7 protein-coding genes are annotated in these 6,673 nt (G+C 49.5%); 3 read left to right on the top strand and 4 right to left on the bottom strand.

The features are described 5' to 3' along the window. The first annotated feature begins 6 nt into the window (after positions 1-6). Positions 7-1,065, top strand: a complete 1,059-nt coding sequence (locus PKX57_RS04870; protein WP_472416245.1) for a uroporphyrinogen decarboxylase family protein — start codon at positions 7-9, stop codon at positions 1,063-1,065. A 306-nt stretch (positions 1,066-1,371) separates the two neighbouring features. After that, positions 1,372-2,685, top strand: coding sequence for an MFS transporter (locus PKX57_RS04875; RefSeq protein ID WP_472416247.1), 1,314 nt, complete (start codon positions 1,372-1,374; stop codon positions 2,683-2,685). Positions 2,686-2,744: 59 nt separating this feature from the next. Here PKX57_RS04875 and PKX57_RS04880 read toward each other — a convergent pair whose 3' ends face one another. Continuing rightward, positions 2,745-3,896 carry an MFS transporter gene (locus PKX57_RS04880; protein WP_472416248.1) on the bottom strand — a complete coding sequence of 384 codons (1,152 nt, stop codon included), beginning with the start codon at positions 3,894-3,896 and terminating at the stop codon, positions 2,745-2,747. Positions 3,897-4,062: 166 nt separating this feature from the next. Between PKX57_RS04880 and PKX57_RS04885 the strand changes: the two genes are divergently transcribed. After that, the gene (locus PKX57_RS04885; RefSeq protein WP_213919679.1) at positions 4,063-4,491 is read left to right on the top strand and encodes a hypothetical protein; all 429 of its coding nucleotides are present in this window, start codon (positions 4,063-4,065) and stop codon (positions 4,489-4,491) included. Positions 4,492-4,614: 123 nt separating this feature from the next. On the opposite strand, the gene PKX57_RS04890 is transcribed toward PKX57_RS04885, so the two are convergent. From PKX57_RS04890 to PKX57_RS04900, 3 genes are all read right to left on the bottom strand, one after another. Continuing rightward, entirely contained in the window at positions 4,615-5,244 is a 630-nt protein-coding gene (locus PKX57_RS04890) for a hypothetical protein (RefSeq protein WP_213919678.1), read from the bottom strand. A 1-nt stretch (position 5,245) separates the two neighbouring features. Then, positions 5,246-5,449 carry a helix-turn-helix domain-containing protein gene (locus PKX57_RS04895; protein ID WP_213919677.1) on the bottom strand — a complete coding sequence of 68 codons (204 nt, stop codon included), beginning with the start codon at positions 5,447-5,449 and terminating at the stop codon, positions 5,246-5,248. Between the two features lie 215 nt (positions 5,450-5,664). Further along, positions 5,665-6,673, bottom strand: a 1,009-nt coding sequence (locus PKX57_RS04900; protein WP_472416250.1) for a DNA glycosylase AlkZ-like family protein, incomplete at its 5' end; no start/stop codon positions are given.

Below are 6,673 nucleotides of genomic sequence, written 5' to 3' on the forward strand. Positions count from 1 at the left end.
ATTATCTTGCATCAACGACCGGACTTTTCGATCATGCTGGACGCGCTCGGGCGCGCGAAAGAGCCCGGGCGCGTGCCTTTTTTCGAGCTCTTCGCCGACGGAGAGATAATCGAAGAGGTGATGGGTTTCAAACTGGCCGATCCCGCCGGGGAAAGCGGGAAGTACTTCGATCAGCTGGTGAGTTTCTATTATGAGCTGGGGTACGATTATGTGCCTTTCTATCTCACGCCCCGCTTCCCGCTCGCCTACCAGATAGAGAGCGAGGACACAGCCCTTTACAGGCGTTCCAGAAGAAAATGGGTGAACGAAAAGGACGGTCCGATCCGGTCTCTCAAAGACCTGAAAGAGGCTCACTGGCCCGAGCCGGAAGAGGCCTTAGATTTCGAACTCTTCAGAGAACTCGGGGAACATCTCCCTTCGGGCATGAAAATCATAGGCGGGGCCGCGGGAGGACCCTTCGAGCACGCGAGCATGCTCCTCGGTCTGGAGAGGTTCTCGCTGGCGATTTACGAAGAACCGGAGCTGGTCGATGAGCTCGTCGGAAGAATCGGGAGGGTACTGGTGGGCGCGGCGAGAATCATCTCCTCTTTTGACTGCGTGGGGGCGTACTGCTTCGGCGACGATCTTGGCTACAAGACGGCCACGATCTTCTCGCCCAAACATCTCAGAAAACTGGTCTTCCCCTGGTACAGTGAAATCGCCCGGATCGTTCACACGGCGGGAAAACCTTTCATACTTCACAGCTGCGGCAATCTGGCCACCGTTATGGACGACATAATAGCCGCCGGAATAGATGCCAAGCATTCATTCGAGGATATCATCACGCCGGTCTCTATGGCAAAAAAACTATGGGGCGAGCGAATCGCCGTCCTCGGGGGCGTCGATGTCGATTTTCTCTGCAAGGCCGACCCCGAAAGTGTGAGAAAACACACTTTGAAACTGCTGGAAGAGTGTGCGCCGGGTGGAGGCTACGCTCTGGGTACGGGTAACACGGTCGCCAATTACATACCGGTGAAAAACTACCTGGCTATGCTTGGGGCCGGTAACGAATTCAATAGCCGCTGAACTGGAAACCGCTTCGCCGTTGAATCGATTTTTACTTCCCTGAAAGTTTTCAATTTATATTTGAGTATTTTGCACTTCTAGCTATTTATCTATGTTTTTTCCGAAGCATACTAACTGAAGGTTTTTCAGAAAATACTGTCTAGCATGGCCGACAATGAGAACTATGGTGCTATTAGTAAATTCTGGAAAAGTACTGAAAACTATAAAAATTATCCGTAATATAAAAAATATTTATATAGGACTTGATTTATTTATATATTTTATGATATTATCGGACCATATAAGAAATATATCTGAGGTGATCGTATGAAAGATCTCGGGAGAAATTTCTGGCTTTACGCGATTGGTAGATTGGTATCCTTGATAGGAAGCGGTATTCAATCTCTGGCGATTCCGCTTTATATACTCGATCTTACCGGTTCGGGAACGATCATGGGAACTTTCATGGTGATAACCATGCTTCCAAGGATTCTCTTCGGCCCTGTTGCTGGCGTTCTGGGCGACCGGTTCAATCGAAAAATGATCATGGTATACATGGACTTCGCGCGAGGGGCGGCGATTCTTGCGATGGCCGTACTGGCAGGCGCCAACAGTCTGACCATAACGGTTCTTTTCATCTTCCAGCTTTTGATATCCACTTTCGATATCTCCTTCGACCCCGCCACCGCGGCGATGTTGCCCGACATCATAGATAGCGACAAACTGCTCAGGGGCAACTCGATACTTGGCGCGATAAACTCCCTATCATACATAATCGGCCCGGTGCTGGGCGGGATACTTTACGGAATGTTTGGAATAGAGGCGGTTCTCATCCTCAACGGCGCCTCGTACATCGCGTCGGCCATCAGCGAGATCTTCATAAGGTATCAACAAACCACAGAGAAGGGCAAAATATCCTTGAAGAGCGTATTCAAGGATATTGTAGAAGGTGTTGGCTACATGCGAAAGATCAACGGTCTCATCCTAGTTATGGTTTTCGCTATGCTTTCGAACTTCCTTCTATCCCCCTTCTTTTCGGTGGTCTTTCCGTTTTTCGCCAGAACGATCGTGGGGTTCACCAGTGAACAGTACGGTTTTCTTCAATCGGGCTGGGTAGTGGGAGTACTAATCGGAAACGTGATACTCGGAACGCTTCTGTCGAAGAAGAGACAGGGCAACCTCTTCGCGATGGGTCTTACGGCCGAAACCCTGATACTCTTTCTTCTGACCGTGTTCTTTTTCCCGTACTTCATCGACCTGTTCGGCTGGGCCAGCTGGCGGTACTTCGCCGCTCTTGGACTTCCCATACTCGTCACTGGCATTTTCAACGCTTTCGTCAACACGCCCTTGAACACGTTGTTCCAAAAAATCGTTCCCACCAATTACAGGTCGCGAATCTTTTCGGTAATATCCATCCTCACTCAGATAGCTACTCCTCTGGGTGCGGCGATCTACGGTTTTGCCGTTGACCGCGTGCCGGTACACTATTTGATACTTGTATCGTCCATATGCAACGCCTTGCTCACGCTGGTATTCCTCTTGAAGGGCATGACGAAGCTCTTCGATGGGAAGACCCCCGACAACAAGACGGGTCTTGTCGAGAAATCAGTAGAAGCGATAAAAGAGGGAGCCAGCCTTTAGCGCCAACTCCTTTCGCGAGAAGTTAATCAACGTTTCACACCATCAAAAGCCGGAGTATTTCAGCCTCCGGCGGTGTCTTTGTACTTCTCTCTTGAATTAGTTCTCTTCAACAGACCGATGAAGAATACGATACCGGCCGCCGCCATTCCGGCTACCCCGAAGGATCTGAAGGCCAGAGTCACCGAAAGCCTTTCGATCAGGAAACCCCCTCCGATCGAGCCGGCGATAAAGGTCAAACCGGATCTTACGACCCAGAAAACGCTCTGGGCAGAAGCCAGATGCTCCTTCGGCAACCTGAAGTGAATGTAATCGAAAAGCGAATAGTACATGAGAATATAAGTGAGTCCGTGAAGCGTCTCGGCGAGATACAGGGATACGACGCTCGTGGTGAAGGATATTAGTATCATTCTGACGCCTATCACACCCATACCGATCTCCAGAACGGCCAGATTTCCGATTCTGGATATCAGCCTGTCGGCATAAAGAAGAAAGGGTATTTCCGATACCGCGGTTATCGCAAAGATAACGCCTACGGCAGAGACATCCATACCCCTCTCTCTGGTGAGAAGAGGTATGAAGGAGTTGTGGAACGAGTTGAGAGTTATGCCCAGGAACATGCCGGCGGTCATTATCGAGTACTCAAAAAGCGTTCCGTCGGTCGTTTTTTTCTTCGACGGTCCGCGTAAAGCATCAGTCCCGTGGTCTTTCAGGCCGATTATCATCGCCGAGATAGAGACTAACAGAGAAGTTGCCACGAAAAGCCATATGAAAGAAGTGCCCAAAACCATGCTCAGGCAGAAGGAAGTGATGGCGAAACCGATCGTTCCGCACAACCTTATCCTGTCGAATCGACCGCCCGTCAGTTTGATTCTAGACATGATCAAAGAATCCCCGATAGGAACGATCCCCGAAAAGAAAAAGGAAAAAACAAACATGAACAGAAGGTTGGTCGCGAAATCTCCGGCCAGGAAGACCGGCCAGATGAGGAAGGCGGTGGCGATCGAAACGATGTAATAAATACGTCTCTCGCCTATCTTCGAACCCAGTTTGAACCAGAAGGGACTGGATGCGAGCGACACGATGGGCAATACGGTCATAAGAAAACCGATCTGGACCGAAGAGTAACCTGCCAGATCGAAGTACTGGCTCAACATGTTCTTGGTTGCCAGGCTGGCGTATATCAACGCTTCAAAGAAAATTATCCTGGGCATGATACTGTCCTTCACCGTCGATAAGGCAATTATATTACCACCAGCGGGAGTTTATATGAAGGGAAGGTTCTAACAGGCAAAGGAGTAAAATGTCATCGTAGCAGGCGGGGGACTGAGCGGTTGACGATACCGATATAGATTTCAATATCGGCAGGGAGGTGTCATCATGAAAAAACCGTTAGTTGCTTTATCGTTTTTTGGGGCTTTCCTGATACTATTCTTGAGCGGGTGCTTCTTGGTCGATCCCTCTATAAAAGTGGTCCTGTTGATCGAAAACTTCAAAAAGTACTGGGAACAGGAAGATCCAGCCGCGCTTGCGGGCCTCTATACGGATCCGGCCCACATAAATACGGCTACGAAAACCTTTGCCCAGATAGAAAACACCTACGACGGAATGTTCTCGGGAAGGGGTGTGGTGTCTTTCACGTTCATCAGCGAGAAGGACATAGATTTCAACGCAACCCTTACCGAAGCGGACGTCCAGTTCACAGCCGTTATAGATTACACAAGCGGTCCGAACGAGACAAAAACATACGTGTGGAAAGTTAAAAGAGCGGGTACGAGGTGGCTAATCTATCGTTCCAACAATTATTGAAGGGACTCCGATCGCGATGAGAACTCTGCTTACCGGGGTGAGCGTGTTGAATCTCATCTACAGAGACCCGGCCAGAATGATCGAAGATTATCTACGATACAAACGCTAGTCCCTCAACCATCTTCATTCTTTACTGAAAGACCTTACGAAAAGAAAGGAGAAGGGTATCACAAAAAGCGCATAGACCGTGACCATAGTCACCCTGTCGAAATTGTTCCAGTAAACGAGCGTGGCCACGACTATGAAGGCTAAAAAGCTCAGCCCGAAATACTTCCAGCGTTTCGAAAGTTCCGTGGCGGCCAGGATGGCTACGCCTGGAATGATCTCAATCGCGGTCGTTACACTTAAACCGTGAGAGAGAACGGCGAACCCTATAAATATCAGTCCCACCGTCCTGCCTATAATCGAGATAGACTGATTCCGCGAAAGCGAAAGGCCGGCCGAAAAAATGGCTTTTGCGGCGAAGGGGATGAGAATGAAAGATATGAAACAGTCGGTACCTATCTCGTATCCCATGCCCGTGTAGAACATCGCAAGGAGAAAAACTATAGCCAGTGCGATATTCGAAGAAAGGTTGTCTACGGCTTTTTCTCTTTCATCCAGATCTCTAATCAGGCCCGACATTCTCAAAATCGGAAAGAGGAAAAGTCCGGTCAGGAGAAAGGAAAACCATGGACTGACCGTCTGAATAAGTGTCAGTGCGACCGAGATGAGTATCACGTCGAAAATCAGGATGAACGTCTTTTGAAGCATATCAATCACCTTCTTCGATAATGAACAGGTCTTCCGCTCTGCAGCGCAACACACGCGCGATCTTGAGAGCCAGCTTGACAGAAGGATTGAACCGCCCCTTCTCAATCGCGATGATCGTCTGCCTGCTTACTCCTACAAGCTCTGCCAGAGATTCCTGAGTTATCTCGTCGTTCTTGAACCTGAATTCCCGCAGCCTGTTCTTCATATCCACCACCTGTGAATATTGTACATAATACTTTACATTATGTCAAGTATTATGTACATAAGGTCGGAATACCAAATCACGATCCGGCATGACGGGAAGGGATTGTCATCCCGCTGTGCTCTTAAACGGATCTCATCTCTTAAGTCTCTTCCTCTCTCCTCTTCTCGCGCTCCTTAACCGACGAAGAACCTGAACGCGCAGCGTCGGAGCTTCTACTATGTCGCTATTTTCTCCGCGCCGAGGAAGCCGGCGAAGTCGTCGGTACATTTCCGTATGGCCTCTTTCATATCCTCCGTGACGACAACCCCTTCTTCCCACCACCAGTTCTTGATATTCAATACCCTCTTCTTTTTATCGAAAACAGGCTCGAAACGCGCCACAAATTCCCTTCCAAAGAGAACGGGGAGAACGTAGTAACCGTACTTCCTGTCCTGCGGCCGCTTGTACACCTCCCAGGTGTATTCGAACTGGAAGAGGCTCTTTATGAACTTCCTGTCCCACAACAGGTTGTCCAGCGGCGCTATAAAAGAAGCTTCCGGAGCGCCAGTACTTTCATGGCTTCGATCGAGAAGCTCTCTATTAACGCTCGAAGTATAAACCGGGTAATCGAACCCTTCGATTTCCAGCTCGATCAATTCGCCCGAGCGCACCATTTCCTCTATCGCGGCAGTCCGTTTAGCGCTGTTAAGGCCCTTTATTCCGAGCCAGGCGTCGCCAGATCTCGACCAGAAAAGGCCGATACTGTCGATCCTTCTGCTTATATGCCAGCGGTGATAAGCCTCCTCGGTCGTGTTGGGATCTAGCCTGTCGAAAATATCATGCGGTATGTGTCTTCCTGCCAGATCGTAGTACTTCCTGGTTCCGGCCCTGTGATGTACCACGAGCTCTCCCCACCAGTACATACTCTCGAGTGCGGCCCGGGAGGCTTTGGCGGGCGCCCAGTACCAGCCCACCTTTTTATCGAAATCGAAGTCCTGGGAGGAGAGCGGACCCCTGACCTCTATATCCTTCCTTATCTGTTCGAGTATCTCGTCTATGTGTTCGCTTCTCCTGATATGGTCTTTCGCATCTTCCCTGAATCTCTGAAAATAAGGCCAGTCTTCTATCGGGTAGATGGACATATTCTTGTCCCAGCCGTCGAGCAGCTTTCTATCCTCGTATAGCAACCTGTAAAGCATATCGGGCCTGTAATTCTTCACTCTCGACTGGAGGACGAGGTCGGTA

Origin of the sequence: Mesotoga sp., from assembly GCF_035363035.1 — a bacterium.
Taxonomy (GTDB): Bacteria; Thermotogota; Thermotogae; order Petrotogales; family Kosmotogaceae; genus Mesotoga.